At 62.2% G+C, this 14,514-nt stretch carries 15 protein-coding genes; 8 read left to right on the plus strand and 7 right to left on the minus strand.

The genetic code is table 11. From position 1 onward, the window contains the following. Positions 1-32 precede the first annotated feature (32 nt). Complete coding sequence (locus ACZRN6_RS21800) at positions 33-674, plus strand: pseudouridine synthase (protein WP_322147684.1); 642 nt, start codon at positions 33-35, stop codon at positions 672-674. Here the strand turns inward: ACZRN6_RS21800 and ACZRN6_RS21805 are convergent. Then, positions 669-878, minus strand: a complete 210-nt coding sequence (locus ACZRN6_RS21805; RefSeq protein ID WP_322148758.1) for a DUF2788 domain-containing protein — start codon at positions 876-878, stop codon at positions 669-671. The genes ACZRN6_RS21800 and ACZRN6_RS21805 overlap by 6 nt on opposite strands. A gap of 187 nt (positions 879-1,065) precedes the next feature. Next, positions 1,066-1,545, minus strand: a complete 480-nt coding sequence (locus tag ACZRN6_RS21810) for an Lrp/AsnC family transcriptional regulator (protein ID WP_003194418.1) — start codon at positions 1,543-1,545, stop codon at positions 1,066-1,068. A 414-nt stretch (positions 1,546-1,959) separates the two neighbouring features. Here ACZRN6_RS21810 and ACZRN6_RS21815 point away from each other — a divergent pair, with 414 nt between their 5' ends. Then, entirely contained in the window at positions 1,960-3,120 is a 1,161-nt protein-coding gene (locus tag ACZRN6_RS21815; RefSeq protein ID WP_464008819.1) for a DUF6515 family protein, read from the plus strand. On the opposite strand, the gene ACZRN6_RS21820 is transcribed toward ACZRN6_RS21815, so the two are convergent. Together ACZRN6_RS21820 and ACZRN6_RS21825 are read right to left on the minus strand one after the other, a co-directional pair. Next, complete coding sequence (locus ACZRN6_RS21820; RefSeq protein WP_322147676.1) at positions 3,117-4,010, minus strand: cation diffusion facilitator family transporter; 894 nt, start codon at positions 4,008-4,010, stop codon at positions 3,117-3,119. The two genes, ACZRN6_RS21815 and ACZRN6_RS21820, sit on opposite strands and share 4 nt — an antisense overlap. 15 nt (positions 4,011-4,025) lie before the next feature. Further along, positions 4,026-4,445 (minus strand): polyribonucleotide nucleotidyltransferase, encoded by a 420-nt coding sequence (locus ACZRN6_RS21825; protein WP_322147675.1) that lies wholly within the window; start codon positions 4,443-4,445, stop codon positions 4,026-4,028. 177 nt (positions 4,446-4,622) lie between these two features. On the opposite strand from ACZRN6_RS21825, the gene hrpB reads away from it, so the two are divergent. After that, complete coding sequence (gene hrpB, locus ACZRN6_RS21830) at positions 4,623-7,130, plus strand: ATP-dependent helicase HrpB (protein ID WP_464008820.1); 2,508 nt, start codon at positions 4,623-4,625, stop codon at positions 7,128-7,130. Between the two features lie 121 nt (positions 7,131-7,251). Here the strand turns inward: hrpB and ACZRN6_RS21835 are convergent, their stop codons facing one another. Together ACZRN6_RS21835 and ACZRN6_RS21840 are read right to left on the minus strand one after the other, a co-directional pair. Then, positions 7,252-8,340 carry an endonuclease/exonuclease/phosphatase family protein gene (locus tag ACZRN6_RS21835; RefSeq protein ID WP_464008821.1) on the minus strand — a complete coding sequence of 363 codons (1,089 nt, stop codon included), beginning with the start codon at positions 8,338-8,340 and terminating at the stop codon, positions 7,252-7,254. 41 nt (positions 8,341-8,381) lie between these two features. After that, positions 8,382-9,041: a YciC family protein gene (locus ACZRN6_RS21840; RefSeq protein WP_464008822.1), complete on the minus strand. Its 660-nt coding sequence runs from the start codon at positions 9,039-9,041 to the stop codon at positions 8,382-8,384. A gap of 179 nt (positions 9,042-9,220) precedes the next feature. Here ACZRN6_RS21840 and ACZRN6_RS21845 point away from each other — a divergent pair, with 179 nt between their 5' ends. The 3 genes from ACZRN6_RS21845 to ACZRN6_RS21855 all read left to right on the plus strand — a co-directional run bounded on the left by ACZRN6_RS21845 (position 9,221) and on the right by ACZRN6_RS21855 (position 11,233). Further along, positions 9,221-9,991: a DUF2076 domain-containing protein gene (locus tag ACZRN6_RS21845; protein ID WP_464008823.1), complete on the plus strand. Its 771-nt coding sequence runs from the start codon at positions 9,221-9,223 to the stop codon at positions 9,989-9,991. A gap of 129 nt (positions 9,992-10,120) precedes the next feature. Beyond that, positions 10,121-10,597, plus strand: a complete 477-nt coding sequence (locus ACZRN6_RS21850) for an NYN domain-containing protein (RefSeq protein ID WP_032861784.1) — start codon at positions 10,121-10,123, stop codon at positions 10,595-10,597. Positions 10,598-10,621: 24 nt separating this feature from the next. Beyond that, positions 10,622-11,233 carry a 3'-5' exonuclease gene (locus tag ACZRN6_RS21855; protein ID WP_017476222.1) on the plus strand — a complete coding sequence of 204 codons (612 nt, stop codon included), beginning with the start codon at positions 10,622-10,624 and terminating at the stop codon, positions 11,231-11,233. A 363-nt stretch (positions 11,234-11,596) separates the two neighbouring features. On the opposite strand, the gene ACZRN6_RS21860 is transcribed toward ACZRN6_RS21855, so the two are convergent. Further along, positions 11,597-12,058 carry an Lrp/AsnC family transcriptional regulator gene (locus ACZRN6_RS21860; protein ID WP_322147669.1) on the minus strand — a complete coding sequence of 154 codons (462 nt, stop codon included), beginning with the start codon at positions 12,056-12,058 and terminating at the stop codon, positions 11,597-11,599. Positions 12,059-12,219: 161 nt separating this feature from the next. Here ACZRN6_RS21860 and yedA point away from each other — a divergent pair, with 161 nt between their 5' ends. Together yedA and ACZRN6_RS21870 are read left to right on the plus strand one after the other, a co-directional pair. Further along, positions 12,220-13,116 (plus strand): drug/metabolite exporter YedA, encoded by an 897-nt coding sequence (gene yedA, locus ACZRN6_RS21865; RefSeq protein WP_322147668.1) that lies wholly within the window; start codon positions 12,220-12,222, stop codon positions 13,114-13,116. Between the two features lie 48 nt (positions 13,117-13,164). Beyond that, positions 13,165-14,496: a DEAD/DEAH box helicase gene (locus tag ACZRN6_RS21870; protein ID WP_322147667.1), complete on the plus strand. Its 1,332-nt coding sequence runs from the start codon at positions 13,165-13,167 to the stop codon at positions 14,494-14,496. The last annotated feature ends 18 nt before the right edge of the window (positions 14,497-14,514 follow it).

The raw sequence follows: 14,514 nt of genomic DNA on the forward strand, positions 1-14,514 counted from the left end.
TGTCGGTCCTGACCGTTAGATGTTCCTTTGCCATGTCCCGTCCTGCCCGTCCCGCTTCCCACCGCCCTGGTGTGAAAAGTCCGCAAACCTCGTCAGCCCCGCGTCGTGTCGCCAAGGCGCCACCGGCCGAGCCCAAGTTGATCCTGTTCAATAAACCCTTCGATGTGCTGACCCAGTTCAGCGACGAAGGCGGGCGGGCGACTCTCAAGGATTTCATCGACATCCCCGGTATCTACCCGGCCGGGCGCCTGGACCGTGACAGTGAAGGTTTGTTGCTACTGACCAACGACGGCCAGTTGCAGGCGCGCATCGCCGACCCCAAGCACAAGCTGGCGAAAACCTACTGGGTGCAGGTGGAAGGCGAGCCGACCGAGGAGCAGCTGCAACGCCTGCGCGATGGTGTGCAACTCAACGACGGCATGACCCTGCCTGCCGAAGCCCGGCAACTGGACGAGCCGCAACTGTGGCCGCGCAACCCGCCGGTGCGGTTTCGCAAAAGCGTGCCGACCCACTGGCTGGAACTGGTGATTCGTGAAGGGCGTAACCGCCAGGTGCGGCGCATGACCGCGGCAGTGGGCTTGCCGACGCTGCGGCTGGTGCGGGTACGCATTGGTGACTGGTCGATCGACGGCCTGGACCAGGGCCAATGGAAGGAAGTGCCGGCGCGCTTATAAGGCGCCGGACTCGATCAGGCCGATTACCACGCTCTTGATGATAAACGCAGCGACGCCCAGGCCCAGCACGAAGAACAGGATCATCGAGCCGAAGCGCCCGGCCTTGGATTTCTTCGCCAGGTCCCAGACGATAAAGCCCATGAAAATGATCAGGAGGCTGACCAGACCGGTCATCATCCATTCTTCAAACACGGCAGGATCAATCGAGTTCATCGGGTCGTTTCCGGCTGGGGCAGGGCGCCGATTATACGCCAGGGCAATCGGCGCGACATTGACCTGCGTCGGTCTGTGGGCGCTGGCTTGCCTGCGATTGCATCACCTCGGTGTCTCTGCAAGACCGAGTCGTTTGCCTCGCAGGCAAGCCAGCTCCCACATTTGTCCGGCGCTAGCCTTAAGTACGCAGGTGGGTCAGCGGCAATTCGGTGCTGTTGAGTACCTGGTTCAGCACAAAGCTTGAGCGCACGCTGGTGACGCCTTCGATGCGGGTCAGGTGGCCCAGCAGCAGTTTCTGATAGTGGTCCATGTCTGGCACCACCACTTTCAGTTGATAGTCAGCGTCCATCCCGGTCACCAAACTGCACTCCAGTACTTGCGGCAAGGTGCGGATGGCCGCTTCGAAATTCTCGAAACGCTCGGGGGTGTGTCGGTCCATGCCGATCAGCACGTAGGCCGTGAGGCTCAGGCCGAGCATTTTGCGGTCGAGCAAGGCGACCTGTCGGGCGATGTAGCCGTCGTCTTCCAATTGCTTGACCCGGCGCGAGCACGGCGAAGGCGACAGGCCGATGCGCTCGGCCAACTCCTGGTTGGAGATCCTCGCGTCGCGCTGCAATTCCGCCAAAATACTCAGGTCGTATCGGTCAAGCTTGCTCATGGGGCTGGCCTTTGTCGTAACTATTGCGGCGAATTATCTATCCAGGGTTAAAAATTGCGCAAGCACTGTTTATTGACGCAATCTTCGCAATCCTCTGCCCGAGGCCGGGGCGTAAAGTTATCAACAGAATCACCGCCCGGACATACAGTCCACTGCAGCCCGCTCATACCGCCGGCTGCGGCCGCCAACCCCACAGGGTTGCCCCGGCCCCCGGGCTGCACACTGTCCACAAGACGGCGTGAGGTGAGCCAACGTCAAAAGCGTTGAGCCAGGACGAAGTTCTCAAGGGGCGACCGACGGGTCGCCCCTTTTTATTGCCTGCGAAAATAGTTCTCGTGACTGATAACCTGTTGCAGAACCGGGCCGCGGTTTTCCAGTCTTACGTGTAGGCCCTAATCCGCAGTGAGGAATAGCATGAAGCGCATCTGGCGTTTGGCAGGTGTTGGTTTGCTGATGGTAACCGTTGGTGCGCAAGTGATGGCCGACGAACAGCCACGCCCTGAAGGCGGTGGCCAGCATGAAAAAGGCCCGGAAGGGCATCCGGGAAATAATCAGCCGCGGCCGCAGAACAACCAGCCTCGCCCGCAAAATAATCAACCGCGTCCTGAAGCTCCTCGCCCGGAGAACAATCAGCCACGCGTGCAGAACCAGCATTTCGAAAACAATCAGCCACGGCCACAGAATCAGAACGCCGAGCGCCCGAATGGGGGTGGCCAGTGGCAAGGTCATCCGCAGGGCAGCCCACAGCAACCGCCGCACCCGGCGCCTCAACCGCAACCGGCCAATAACCTGCCGATACAGGGTCGCCCGGATACCGTGCGCCAGACCCAGGAACCCCGTCCAGGCAACTACCAGGACATTCCGCGTCGCAACGACGGCAACCAGCATTGGCAAGCCGGCAATGGTGGCAATGGCGGCCAGGGTGGCCAGGGTGGCCGAGGTGGTCCCGGCCGGCCCGGGTTTAATGGCGGCAACGGCGGTGGCAACAACCATCCCAATGATCACCGCTGGCCAGGCCGCCCCGATGGGCACGGCAATGGCTGGGGCCCTGGCCCGCAATACCGTCCGGGTTACACCGTCGACCGCTTCCCCGACCGCAACTACCGCGTGCCGTATCGTGGCCAAGACTACTTCTTCTCGGGTGGTTATTGGTACCGTCCACAAGGCCCGCGCTACGTCGTAGTGGCGCCACCTTACGGGATTCGCGTGCAATACCTGCCGGACTACGCCCGGGAAGTGTGGGTAGGCAGCGCGCTGTTTTTCCTCGCCGCCGGCGCCTATTACACCTACGAAGAAACCAGCCAGCAGTACGTGGTGGTGCAGCCACCACCGGCCGCACCAGCACCCCAGCCGGTGCCTCAGGGCAATGGTTACGACGTGGTGGCTTACCCGGCCAACGGCCAGTCACCGGCGCAAGTCCAGCAGGACGGCTATGACTGCTATCGCTGGGCCGTGCAACAAAGTGGTTTTGACCCACGTACCGTCACCTACGCCCCAGACCCGGCTGTGGTGCAAACCTACCGCCAGGCCCAGGGCAACTGCCTGAGCAGCCGCGGGTATCAGGTGCAGTATTAGGCCTTCGCGCCCTTGACCACTTCCTGCGGGTCGGCGTGCACCAGCACTTCGGCTCGCGGGTAGGCTTTGTGGATGGCATCGGCGGCCTGGTCGCTGATGCCATGGGCCACCGACAAACTCAATTCCCCCGGCAATTCCAGGTGCAACTGCACAAACCAGTGGCTGCCGGAAATCCGCGTGCGCAAGTCATGCGCGCCCAGCACGCCGGGCACACTGCACGCCAACTCCAACATGTGCTGGCTGACATCCGGCGGCAGTTCCTCATCCATCAACACCGAAAAGCTTTCCCGGGCGATCTGGATCGCACTCCACAAAATGTAGGCCGCGATGCCCAGGCCGAACCACGCGTCGACCTGATGAAAACCAAACGCCGCCAGCACCAGTGCCACCAGGATGCTGCCATTGAGCATCATGTCTGAGCGGTAGTGCAGCGAATCGGCGCGGATGGCGTTCGAGCCGGTTTCGCGGATCACCCGGTATTGCAGGATCAGCAACGCTGCCGTCAGCGCCAGGGACAGAATGATCACCCCGATGCTCAACCACGGCGCGCCCACCGGCTCCGGATGCTGCAAGCGCTGAAAGGCCTGGAACGCGATCAGCACCGCACTGCCGGCGATAAACAGTGCCTGGGCCATGCCTGACAGGGATTCTGCCTTGCCGTGGCCATAACGGTGATCGTCATCCGCCGGGCGCAGTGCGTAGTGCACCGCCAGCAGGTTGAGCAGCGAGGTGACGCCGTCGAGCAGCGAGTCGGTCAACCCGGCGAGCATGCTCACCGAGCCACTGAGCCACCAGGCGATGGCCTTGGTCACAATCAGCACACAGGCCACGCCGACGGAAGCACGGGTGGCCAGGCGCAACAGCCGGGCGTGTTCGGGACTGGTGGTCATGGGGCGGGTCAGTCCTTATGCAGCGGGTTGCAGGCCCAGGGAGGCGAGCTGTTGCACGCTGCCCTTGAACTGGATCATGCGCGGGTCGTCCAGCGGCAGGTTACGCCCGGTTTCTTTCTGGATGATGGTTTGCAGCTTGGCGTTATCGACCTTGCCGTCGGCGCCGATGGCTTGCTGGAGTTTTTCCGGGGCCACCTGGGCGGTCTTGCCGGGCTCGAAGTAAATCGCGCCGGTGGCGAAGTCGACACCAAAGGCGATCAGGCCCGGGATCACGTAGAACAGCAGGCCGACCGCATCGAGCACGGCAATTGCCGGGTCGATCTTGCCGTCGATCTGGCCACGGCGGTCGGGGTAGAAAATCGAACCGCACGCCGTCAACTGGCTTAACAGGGTGACGGCCAGAACACCGCCGATGATACGGGAAGCAACACGCATGGGACTCTCCTTGAACATAATGAAAGTGACTATAAGCCAGTCTACAAGGCGACGATGATCAACGGTGGGAGCTCCCACCTTTGACCGCATTCCAGTCAGGACGGGGCCGTGTCGTTGAGACCACCACCGACACCCGGCAGTTCGCCGTTATACTCGCCGCTCTGCTTTGGAGCCAGTATGAATTCGTTGCCAATCGATGATGTTTTACCCGCCCTGCGTGACGCCTTGGCGAGGCGCCATGAGGCCGTGCTCGAAGCACCGCCCGGCGCCGGTAAAACCACACGGGTGCCGTTGGCGCTATTGAATGAACCCTGGCTGGCCGGGCAGACCATCCTGATGCTCGAACCCCGACGCCTGGCCGCCCGCGCCGCGGCAGAAAGACTGGCCAGCGAACTGGGGGAAAAGGTCGGCGAAACCGTCGGCTACCGCATTCGCCTGGACAGTAAAGTCGGCCCCAACACCCGTATTGAAGTGGTCACCGAAGGCATCCTCACCCGCCGCTTGCAGGATGACCCGGCGCTGGATGGCGTGGGCTTGTTGATCTTCGACGAGTTCCACGAGCGCAGCCTGGACGCCGATCTGGCGCTGGCCCTGAGCCTGAACGGTCGGGACCTGTTTCGCGACGAGCAGCCGCTGAAAATCCTGCTGATGTCCGCCACCCTGGAAGGCGAGCGCCTGGCCAGCCTGCTGGACGACGCACCGATCCTGCGCAGCGAAGGGCGCATGTACCCGGTGCAGATGCGCTGGGGCCGGCCGTTCCAGCCTGGCGAATTTATCGAGCCACGGTTGGTGCAGACCATCCTTGAAGCCCTGAACGATGAAACCGGCAGTGTGCTGGTATTCCTGCCGGGGCAGGCCGAGATTCGTCGGGTCAATCAGCAATTGGCTGACGCCTTGGGTGGTAACACCAATGTGCTGCTGTGCCCGTTGCATGGCGAACTGGACCTGGCCGCCCAACGCGCCGCCATCGACCCGGCGCCCGCCGGCCAGCGCAAAGTGGTGCTGGCCACCAACATTGCCGAGACCAGCCTGACCATCAACGGCGTGCGCGTAGTGATCGACGCCGGGCTGGCGCGGGTCCCGCGTTTTGACCCGGGCAGCGGCATGACCCGTCTCGACACTCAGCGCATCTCCCGTGCTAGCGCCACCCAGCGTGCCGGCCGGGCAGGGCGCCTGGAGCCGGGCGTGTGTTATCGGTTGTGGTCCGAGGACCAACATGAAGGGCTGGCGGCGTATTCCAGCGCGGAAATCCTCTCGGCAGATCTCGCAGGCATGGCCCTGCAACTGGGCCGCTGGGGCGTGGCGCCCACGCAGTTGGTGTGGCTCGACGTACCGCCCACCGCCGCTTATGCACAGGCTCAGGATTTGCTTGAGCGATTGGGCGCCTTGAACGACACCAAGCTGACTGCCCACGGCCAGAAAATGGCCGGGTTACCGGCGCACCCGCGCATCGCTCATTTGCTGCTGCGTGGCCAGGATTTGGGCCTGGCGAACATGGCCTGTGATGTCGCGGCACTGCTGGGTGAACGCGATATCTTGCGCGGTGCCGGTGCGGATCTGCACAGCCGCCTGGCGCTGTTATCCGGCGAAGAAAAGGCCCGTGGCACCCAAGGTGGCGTGCAGCGCGCCAAGCAACTGGCCCGGCAATACCGTGGCTACTTAAGAGCAAAGGCCGGGCAACCGGTTGCCGATCCTGATCACCCGCGTTGGCTGGGTGCATTGCTGGCGCTGGCCTACCCGGACCGTGTTGCCCAGCAACGGCGTGTCGGCGGGGCTGAATACCGTCTCGCCAACGGTCGTGCGGCGCTGTTCGCCGAAGCCGACAGTTTGATGAAACAACCCTGGCTGGTGATTGCCGATTTGGGCAGCCGCCAGGGGCAGCGCGAAGAACGGATCTACCTCGCGGCGGATTTTGATCCGGCGCTGTTTGATTCGGTGCTGGCCGAACAGGTGCGCAATGTCGACCAACTCGATTGGGACGAGCGCGAAGGCGTGCTGCGCGCCGAGCGTCAGCGCAAGGTCGGCGAACTGGTACTCAGCCGCGAACCGCTGACCGGCCTTGACGAGTCCGCCCGCAGCCAGGCGCTGGTCAACCTGGTGCGACGCAAAGGCCTGGAGCTGCTGCCCTGGACCCCGGAACTGCGCCAATGGCAGGCGCGAGTCATGTTGCTGCGTCACCTGGATACCGGCAAGGCCAGTGAATGGCCAGATGTCAGCGACAGCGCCTTGCTCGCCAGCCTGGAACACTGGTTGATGCCCTATTTGGGCAAGGTGTCGCGCTTGAGCCATTTCGCCAACCTGGATATTGCGAGCTTCCTGCATAACCTGCTGCCGTGGCCGTTGCCGCAGCGCCTGGACGAGTTGGCGCCGCATCATCTGAAGGTGCCGTCGGGCTCGTCAGTGCGTCTGGACTACAGCGAGCAACCGCCGATTCTGGCGGTGCGCCTGCAGGAATTGTTCGGGCTGGCGGATACGCCACGAATTGCCGGCGGGCGGCAGGTGGTCAAGCTGCACCTGTTGTCACCGGCAAGGCGCCCGGTGCAGGTGACGCAGGATCTGGCGAACTTCTGGCGCAGTACGTATGCCGAGGTGAAGAAGGATTTGAAGGGGCGGTATCCCAAGCATTACTGGCCGGATGATCCATTGATCGCTGAACCTACGGCTCGGATCAAACCAAGAAAGTAAGCGCGATGAAGATCAAATGTGGGAGCTGGCTTGCCTGCGATGCAGGCAGCTCGGTTTTTCAGTGGCACCGCGGCGATGCTATCGCAGGCAAGCCAGCTCCCACAGCATTTTGCAGTGTTAGTTACTGCGCGGCAGGCAACAGGAACCGCGCAATCACCGGCAAATGATTGGAGATGCGCACGGTATCGCTCTGGCGCACCTTGCTCTCCACCTTTTTGATCCGCGAGCTGTAGAACAGGTAGTCCAGCGTACGATCCGGCCCCTCTACTGTCGGGTCATTCGGGAAATACGTCAGCCACTGGTCCCGGTCAATCCCGCTGGATTGGCTGTTGCTCGGGATCATCGGGTATTTTTCCCACAGCAGATGCAGCTCGCTGTCCGGCGAATACTGCCCGCGCTTGCCGGCATCCAGGCGCAGGAATTGCCCCAGCGGCAACAGGTTGAAATCCCCACCCATCAGCCATGGCGTGCCACGGCTTTCGAATTTATCCACCAGCTTGACGGCCGCCTGCACCTGTTCCAGCACGGCGTTGTGCCCCGGGGCCGTGCCGTCCAGGCGAGTATTGAGCACGGCCAACTGGCCGCCATCGCTCAACGGCAGGTAGGTCAGCAACAACGCGGGCTTGGCCTGGAACTGCCGGCTGATCAGATTGGTACGCGCCACCGGCAATTGCAGGCGCTCGGCGTGTTCGATCTGGTAGCGGCTCATGGTCACCAGCTTGCGGCCGACGCTGCCGAAGATATGCAGGTCGGGCACGAAGTCGGCTTTCCAGTCGAATGCCTGGGCGCTGCACGGGTACAGGTCGGCCAGGCGCTCCTGGAGCAAGGCCAGTTGGTCCTGGTAGCTGGAAGGCTTGGCGCCTTCGTCGACTTCCTGCAACAGCAGGATGTCTGGCTGCTCGTCGCGGATCACCCGCGTCACTTCGTCGAGGCTTGCGGCCATGTCTTCAACGGTGGGGCGGTCGTCCGGGCCGCTGCCGTCCGGGGTGTCGTACCAGAACACGTAGTTCTTGCCCGCCAGGTACTGCACGTTCCAGGTCATCACCTTGAGGGCCTGGCCCGGCGACAGGGTCGGCGCTCGGGGCGCCACGCAGCGGATGGGCAGGGTTTCCTTGGCGTCAGGGCGCCAGGTCAGGCTGTAGATCAAGCCGGTCAGCAGGGCCGCAAGCATCAGCAGGCCCAGCAAGGTAATGCGCAGTAATCGGGTCATCGGCTCGGCTTATGGCGTTGCAGGACAAGGCCCGGAGCATATCACCGCGCGTCGGCGTCGCCACCAATCAACATGAACAGGCGGAACAACACCACGCTTGTGAACAATTGCAGGAAGCTTTGTGCGCTGTCGATCAGCAGGCCCAGCAGCGGATTCGGGTCTGGGTAGACCGCCACACTGGCGCCTTTGAGCAGCCATAGCGGGGTCATCACGCACAGCAAGCACACGAGGATGCGCCAGAAGTGCCCCCGGGTCAGGCGCAGGCTTTCTTTCATGGCCGACAGCGCCGACATGCCGCGCAGCACCAGCAGGTACTCGGCGAAGGCCAGCACCACCATCAGCCACAGGCCCGGCAGGAAATACAGCGACAGGCCCAGCAGGATCAGCAGCGTGCTGACCGCCGTCAGCAAGGCAAACCGCGGCCACAGGGTCAAGGCCATGGCGAGCACGTTCAGGGTGCGCGGCGACTCGCCACGGGTACGGGCGTCGAGGAACAGGATCAGCGCGCCGGTGTACAGCGGATACACCAGCAGCCCGACGATCACGCTGTAACCGGGAAACGCGTCAGGGCCGAGGGTGTGGTCGAGCACCTGTTGCAGCAGCGCTTCGAGAATCACCAATGGCAGGCACAACTGCACGATGGCGCCCAGGTTGCGCTTGAAAAAGAAGAAGGAGTCGCGCAGTACGTCTAACGGATTCATCAGGGTCTTCACAGGCCGAAAAGCAAGGGCGTTACTTTAACCGATCATGACCAGATGCAAGCAAACGTAAACCTTACGTAAAGGCTATTGAAACAATCAGTAACAGCCCCATAACTAGGCTGTACCTTGCACATCGTGCGCAAGGCAAAGATTTCTACCGGCAATCTAACGAGGTCGCCATGAACAGCGAAGAGCAAACCCTGATCGATGGACTGTTTTCACGGTTGCAGCAAGCCGAAACGGACTCAGCCCCCCGCGACGCCCAGGCCGAAGCGCGGATCAAGGAACACGTCACTCGCCAACCGGCCGCTGCGTACTACATGACCCAGTCGATTCTGGTGCAAGAGCATGCGATCAAGAGCCTTGATGCGCAGAACAAGCAGCAGGCCGAGCAGATCCAGCAATTGCAGGACCAACTGCAACAGGCCAAGTCCCAGGCGGCGCAGCCTGCACCGAGCAGTGGCGGTTTCCTGTCGAGCATCTTTGGCGGCGGCTCCCGCGACCCACAACCCACCCAGAGCGCACCTGCGCCGTCGGGCGGTGGCTGGCGTGAGCCGGCGCGTCCGTCGTTTGGCGGGCAACCTGCACCGCAGCAGAACTATGGCGCCCCGCAGCAGAATTACCAGCAGCCACAACAGGCACCCGCAGCGCCGATCGGCAGCGGCTTCCTTGGCGGCGCACTGAAAACCGCAGCCGGCGTGGCCGGTGGTGTGATGCTGGCAGAAGGCATCAGCAGCCTGTTCAGCCACAACTCGCAACAGCCGCAAGTGGTTGAAGAAATTATCCGCGAAGAGCCGGCCCCGGCCAGCGACAACAGCAACTGGGGCAACGACGACCAGAAATTTGCCGGCAATGACAGCTGGGGCAGCGACAACTCATCTGACAGCTTCGCCGACAACGACTATTCCGACGACTCCTCCTCCTTTGGCGACGACGATTCCTTCGTCTGACCCCCACTCGACCGGGGCGCTTCGTCGCCCCGGGCTGATTTTTCTCGGAAACTTCCGTGTGGCTGGCATACTGGCAACCTTTCCGGGCCCTTGAGCTCGGGGTCCATGCGCGTGTCATGAGGATTTGCGGTGAAAAAGATAGCCGTGTTCGCCGACGTACAAAACCTCTACTACACCGTGCGCCAGGCGTACGGCTGTCACTTCAACTACGCCGCCCTGTGGGCTGACATCAGCCAGCGCGGGCAGATTGTCGAAGCGTACGCCTATGCCATCGACCGTGGCGACAGCAAGCAGCAGCAATTCCAGCAGATCCTGCGCAACCTCGGTTTTACCGTGAAGCTCAAGCCCTACATCCAGCGCAGCGACGGCTCGGCCAAGGGCGACTGGGACGTGGGCATCACCATCGACATCATGGACGCCGCCGCCCATGTCGACGAAGTGGTGCTGGCCTCCGGCGACGGTGATTTCGACATGCTGCTCGACCGCATCATCCACAAGCACGGCGTCGAAGCCGTGGCCTACGGCGTACCGGGGCTGACGGCCAACTCATTGATACGCGCCGCCAGCCGCTACGTGCCGATCGAAGGCGCGTTGTTGCTTAAATAGTTTTTTGACGGAGTTGGAACAGGTTTGGAACGTATAGCGGTCATCGACTTTGAAACCACCGGCATCCAGCCGAGCAGCAGCTGCCGGGCCACTGAAATCGCCGTGGTCATCCTGGAGCAGGGCCAGATCGTGGACCGCTACCAGAGCCTGATGAACGCCGGCGTGCGCGTGCCGGGGTTTATCGAGCAACTGACCGGCATCAGCAACGCCATGCTGCGCACCGCGCCGTCGGCGGAGCGGGTGATGAACGAGGTGAACGAGTTTGTCGGCACCACGCCGTTGCTGGCGCACAACGCCGCGTTTGACCAGAAGTTCTGGGATTTCGAGCTGGGGTTGATCCGGCGTACCCGTTTGCAGAAGTTTGCCTGTTCGCTGTTATTGGCGCGGCGCTTGATGCCGGCGGCGCCGAATCACAAGTTGGGCACGCTGACCTCATTTGCCCAACTGCCCCACACCGGCAAAGCTCACCGGGCGATGGCGGATGCGGAGATGGCGGCGAACCTGACCGCTCACTTGGCCCAGGAACTGCGCCGCACCCATGGGTTGCGGGAGTTGTCACACGAATTGCTGTGCAGCTTGCAAAAGGTTCCGGCGGCGAAGATCAATGATCACCTGAAGAAGCATCGCGGGTTCTGATTCCTGCACCATTCCCTATGGTTGGATACTTTCTGTGAAGAGGGGCCCCCTGTGGTGATGGGGCTTATTGTGGGGGGCTTGTTGTGGCGAGAGGGCTTGTTGTGGTGAGGGGGCTTGTTGTGGTGAGGGGGCTTGTCCCCCGTTGGGCCGCGAAGCGGCCCCCTCTCAAAACCCCGCTATTTATCTGAAAAACCTCGGTGAGCTTTCTGAAGCTGCCGCCCATACCAGGGCATCTTCGAAAAAATGAAAGTGGTGAAGCCACTGACGTCATCGCAGGCAAGCCCAGCTCCCACATTTGAGCGCGCCGCCTGGGCTGGATGCGATCAAAGGGTGGGAGCCGGGCTTGCCCGCGATGGCGATAGATCACCCACCACTCCTCCCATTCCCTTCCAACTGCCCCAACGGCACCCGCCGCTCTATCGCGCTCGACAAGATGATCGAGGTCTTGCTGAACCCGAACTTCGCCACCCGGTTAATCAGGCTCTCCAGCTCCGGCATCGAACCCACCGCCGCCTGCATGATCACGCACGGATCCCCGGTCACCCGATGGCATTCGGTCAACTCCGGAATTTCCGCCAGCGCGTCGTAAACCTTCTGGCTCCCATGATTGGTCAGGCGCAACTCAATCACGCACTGGATCGGCAACCCCACCTTCGACAGGTCGACCTTGGCCTGGTACCCGGTAATCACCCCGCTGGCTTCCAGCTTCGCCACTCGCTCGGCCACGGCAGGTGCCGACAGGTTCACCGTGCGCGCCAATTGCGCGTAGGACGCGCGGCCGTCGTCCAGCAGGGCGCTGAGAAGCATGCGGTCGTATTTGTCCATGATAAGGCTCCAGGAACACGTGGCTTTCGAATCCACGGTTTATAGCCTTGATAACCATGTTTTGAAAAGTGTACTGGCGCTTTAAACAGGTTTTGTAACTTATGTTTACTGCCGGGGATTTCTAAAATAACGCTCCTTTGTCCTGCCGCAGAGCTTGCCCAATGCCTGGCCCACGTCGCTTTCCCTTACCGTTGATCGCTGCCTTTTTTGCGTTGTACGTGATCTGGGGGTCTACCTACCTGGTGATTCGCATTGGCGTGGAGTACTGGCCGCCGTTGTTGCTGGCGGGGATTCGCTTCATGACGGCGGGCGCGCTGATGTATGCCTTCCTGCGCTGGCGCGGGGCGCCGGCGCCGACCTGGGTGCAGTGGAAGGCCGCCGCCAAGATCGGCATTTTGCTGCTGACCTTCGGTAACGGCGCGGTCAGTGTGGCCGAACATACGGGTGTGGCTTCCGGGGTTGCCGCGTTGGCGGTGGCGACCGTGCCGTTGTTTACCCTGCTCTGCGGCTATTTCTGGGGCGCGCGTAATACCCGCCTGGAATGGGCCGGGGTAGTGCTGGGGATTATCGGCATCGCCATGCTCAATATGGGCTCCAACCTGCAGTCGAGCCCGAGCGGCGCAGCCTTGCTGATTTTTGCGGCGGCGGCCTGGGCCTTTGGGTCGGTGTGGAGCAAGCACTTGCCGCTGCCCCAGGGCGCCATGGCCAGCGCGGCGGAGATGCTGATCGCAGGTGCGGTGCTGCTGGTGCTCAGTGCCGTCAGTGGCGAACACCTGCAGGCCATGCCGCCGCTGGAAGGCTGGCTGGCCCTGGCGTACTTGACCGTGTTCGGTTCGATTATCGCCTTCAATGCCTATATGTACCTGCTCAAGCATGTGCGCCCGGCCGCAGCCACCAGCTATGCCTACGTCAACCCGGCGGTGGCGGTGTTGCTGGGTATCGTGTTTGTCGGCGAGACCATCGGCACGGAAGAAGCCCTGGCGATGTTGGTGATCATCAGCGCGGTGCTGCTGATCAGCCTGCCACAGTGGCGAAAGCCGAAACCGGTTTTAGGGTAAACTGCGGCGCATTGCGACCTTGCGCTGAACTTTTCCTACGGTAATTCCATGACTTTCGCCACACTTGGCCTGATCGAACCCTTGCTGCGCGCCCTTGAGACGCTTGGCTACCAGACCCCGACGCCGGTGCAGGCGCAAGCCATTCCGGCGGTACTGGCCGGTCGCGACCTGATGGCTGCGGCCCAGACCGGCACCGGCAAGACCGCCGGTTTCGCCGTGCCGCTGCTGCAACTGCTGACCATGGAAGGGCCGAAAGTCAGCGCCAACTCGGTGCGTGCGCTGATCCTGTGCCCGACCCGCGAGCTGGCCGAGCAGGTTCACGCCAGCGTCGCCGAGTACGCGCAAAACTTGCCGCTGACCACTTACGCCGTGTACGGCGGCGTGAGCATCAACCCGCAGATGATGAAGCTGCGCAAGGGCGTTGATGTGCTGGTCGCCACCCCTGGCCGCCTGATCGACCTGTTCCGCCAGAACGCGCTGAAGCTCAACCAGCTGCAAACCCTGGTGCTGGATGAAGCCGACCGCATGCTCGACCTGGGCTTCTCCGAAGAACTGGCGAACATCTACCGCATGCTGCCGAAAAAGCGCCAGACCCTGCTGTTCTCCGCAACCTTCTCCGACGAGATCCGCCAGTTGGCCGGGCAGATGCTGATTGACCCGCTGACCGTCGAAGTCAGCCCGCGCAACGTCGCCGCCAACACCGTCAAGCAATGGGTGGTGCCGGTGGACAAGAAGCGCAAGGCGGAGCTGTTTGTGCACCTGATGCGCAAGGGCCGCTGGAAGCAGGTGCTGGTGTTCGCCAAGACTCGAAACGGCGTGGACGCGCTGGTCGAAAAACTCCAGGGCCTGGGCATCAATGCCGACGGGATTCACGGCGACAAGCCACAAGCGACTCGCCAGCGCGCGCTGGATCGCTTCAAGAGCAGCGACGTGCAGATCCTGGTGGCTACTGACGTGGCAGCCCGTGGCCTGGACATCGAAGACTTGCCGCTGGTGGTCAACTTTGACCTGCCGATCGTGGCCGAGGATTACATTCACCGCATCGGCCGTACCGGGCGTGCGGGCAACACCGGTGAGGCGATTTCCCTGGTGTGTGCCGATGAGGTGAACATGCTGTCGGCCATTGAGATGCTGACCCGTCAGACGTTGACCCGGAATATGGAGCAGGATTTTGAACCGGAGCATCGCGTGCCGGATACCGATGCCACGGGGCAGGTGGTGAAGAAGCCGAAAAAGCCGAAGAAACCCAAGGCCTCCGGTGGCGGCAAGCGCAACCTGGGCAAGTGGGTGGAAAGTGGTGAGGTGTCGGTGGCAGAGCCTTCGATCAAGCCGGTACGCAAGGTGCCTGCGTTTAACACCGGCCCGCGTAAGAAGAAGTAAGGTCACTGTGGCGAGGGA

The sequence above is a fragment of the Pseudomonas sp. A125 genome (assembly GCF_055409485.1).

Excerpts from the sequence above, each read along its gene's own strand:
- ACZRN6_RS21800 (WP_322147684.1), top strand. The coding sequence starts at position 33 with ATGTCCCGTCCTGCCCGTCCCGCTTCCCACCGCCCTGGTGTGAAAAGT.
- ACZRN6_RS21810 (WP_003194418.1), bottom strand. The coding sequence starts at position 1,545 with ATGAGCAAGCTTGACCGATACGACCTGAGTATTTTGGCGGAATTGCAG.
- ACZRN6_RS21815 (WP_464008819.1), top strand. The coding sequence starts at position 1,960 with ATGAAGCGCATCTGGCGTTTGGCAGGTGTTGGTTTGCTGATGGTAACC.
- ACZRN6_RS21820 (WP_322147676.1), bottom strand. The coding sequence starts at position 4,010 with ATGACCACCAGTCCCGAACACGCCCGGCTGTTGCGCCTGGCCACCCGT.
- ACZRN6_RS21825 (WP_322147675.1), bottom strand. The coding sequence starts at position 4,445 with ATGCGTGTTGCTTCCCGTATCATCGGCGGTGTTCTGGCCGTCACCCTG.
- hrpB (WP_464008820.1), top strand. The coding sequence starts at position 4,623 with ATGAATTCGTTGCCAATCGATGATGTTTTACCCGCCCTGCGTGACGCC.
- ACZRN6_RS21835 (WP_464008821.1), bottom strand. The coding sequence starts at position 8,340 with ATGACCCGATTACTGCGCATTACCTTGCTGGGCCTGCTGATGCTTGCG.
- ACZRN6_RS21840 (WP_464008822.1), bottom strand. The coding sequence starts at position 9,041 with ATGAATCCGTTAGACGTACTGCGCGACTCCTTCTTCTTTTTCAAGCGC.
- ACZRN6_RS21845 (WP_464008823.1), top strand. The coding sequence starts at position 9,221 with ATGAACAGCGAAGAGCAAACCCTGATCGATGGACTGTTTTCACGGTTG.
- ACZRN6_RS21860 (WP_322147669.1), bottom strand. The coding sequence starts at position 12,058 with ATGGACAAATACGACCGCATGCTTCTCAGCGCCCTGCTGGACGACGGC.
- yedA (WP_322147668.1), top strand. The coding sequence starts at position 12,220 with ATGCCTGGCCCACGTCGCTTTCCCTTACCGTTGATCGCTGCCTTTTTT.
- ACZRN6_RS21870 (WP_322147667.1), top strand. The coding sequence starts at position 13,165 with ATGACTTTCGCCACACTTGGCCTGATCGAACCCTTGCTGCGCGCCCTT.